Source organism: Desulfocastanea catecholica, assembly GCF_054657295.1.
Genome location: NZ_BAAHYZ010000093.1, coordinates 1 through 1,701, shown reverse-complemented (window position 1 = coordinate 1,701; position 1,701 = coordinate 1). Strand labels below are relative to the sequence as shown.

Here is a 1,701-nt window from a genome sequence, read left to right as displayed (position 1 = left end):
GTCAAGATGGATGGCACATCCATATCATAATTTTGGTAACAATAATATCAATGATTTCAAGTTGAAAGATTGCATATCAAAAGGAATAGCATTTTTGTTGACTTCAGGAAGAACATCACGGGATAAATCCATCATCGATGTTTTAATTTTCCGAATTGGCTATGTCCTGCATCATCCAGCTACCAATATTGCAATATTGTTGTGTCCGGTAAAGTATTTCTTTCCAATTGAATGGTTCAACGCCGCAAATCAGCCGTGGGAGGACCAAGCGTCGGCTGCATTTGCCTTGTTAGCCGATTGCTTGAATGCTTCGAGCGAAGTCCTATTGGCGGTTTCTCTCTCAAACCATTTTGGTGCCATCTTTGAAAGGAGCTTGCGCCCTTGTTCCACCGGAGCCACCGGCTTCGCCTCCAGCTTCGCTTTCTCCCATTCATACTTGAGCAGAAGCGAAATTCTGATTCGAAAGTCATTCAAAGCCTCGGCATCATCTGGACGCGCCTCCAACTCCACCAAGTTGCTAAGGATTTCGTCATCGGGAAGGTCCCCAAGATGAAGCAAGTGACTAAACTCAAAGCGGTATCGCCTGATAGTTTCTCCATCCCGCTTGATAGATGCATCAAATACCGCTAATGCAATTTCCCTTATCTTGTCGCGCCATGTTGCACGCTCTCCAGTTATGTACTGGAGTGATAGCTTTCTCTCGTTGTTTCGAAGCGAGACCAAGGCCGCGACAAGGGCAGCCAGAACACTTGAACCAAGTAAGGTTGCAAAATCCATAATCTCTCCGTATTGCATTAAATATTTGCGTGGCTACAAGTAATTCAGCTGATCTGCATATCACCCCGAATTGGGTGCTATACAGAAATATGGCATCGGTTTTGAGACCTTGATCGAGGTCCTTCAAAGTAAAGATATTTCCAATAGATCCTAACGTTGTCTTTAAGTCTTATATCAAAAAAATCTTCCAGACAATGTTTCATTTTTATTATTCGGGAGATAGATCGGCTTCCGGCTTCCCCGGCAATCACCCTCCTCTCTGATTTTGTTCCCGGAGATTTCCGCTGCGCTACAACCACTGTCAACAAATTACAAAGGGTGCGTTGACCGGCGCGATCCTCCATCCTTGCAACTGCGAAATATCACCTACCCTTAGATCTCTTCTTTTCCTACTGCCCTTCCATCTTTCAAAATTGCGTTGTGGAATTTACCCTCCGGAACCGCACAACAGTTCTCGAGGGTGCATACCCCACGCAGAAAAATCTGTTAGTATGATGACTGTCGTTTTCAGCTAGGTGCGCGATGCCCTTCCTTCGGGCGGTTATAGCCCACAAAAGCAGCAAGGGGGAAATGCAACTGCATTGACTGACAGAGTGGTAAGCAAAGGCGCTTGCTGGATGGCTGCGGGCTAAGTCTCTAGAAAATATGAAAAAAATGCAATGATATATATTTATATTAAATTACATATAATGATATATTAAAATAATATTTAATATTTTAAATCATCCATAGGATCTATATGAACTCCGACCGCTGTTCAGATCGAATATAGCTATGTTGAGTTATGTTGACTTTTGAGATCTGAGTTGGTGGCATCTTTATGGCCAGATGATTCTACCCTCTCCAGAAGAGATTCTGGAAAAATCAAGGATCTCAAGTTGCTCTTTTCCGTTACGTTTTGGGAAAATATTTATTGATTTTGTT

Annotated in this window: 1 protein-coding gene; it reads right to left on the bottom strand. The window is 43.0% G+C overall.

The features are described 5' to 3' along the window. Positions 1-249 precede the first annotated feature (249 nt). The gene (locus ACYQ8U_RS22930; protein ID WP_459947883.1) at positions 250-777 is read right to left on the bottom strand and encodes a hypothetical protein; all 528 of its coding nucleotides are present in this window, start codon (positions 775-777) and stop codon (positions 250-252) included. Between the last annotated feature and the right edge of the window lie 924 nt (positions 778-1,701).

What these genes read in the sequence shown, in the direction of transcription:
- ACYQ8U_RS22930 (WP_459947883.1), bottom strand. Translation starts at nt 777, where the DNA reads ATGGATTTTGCAACCTTACTTGGTTCAAGTGTTCTGGCTGCCCTTGTC.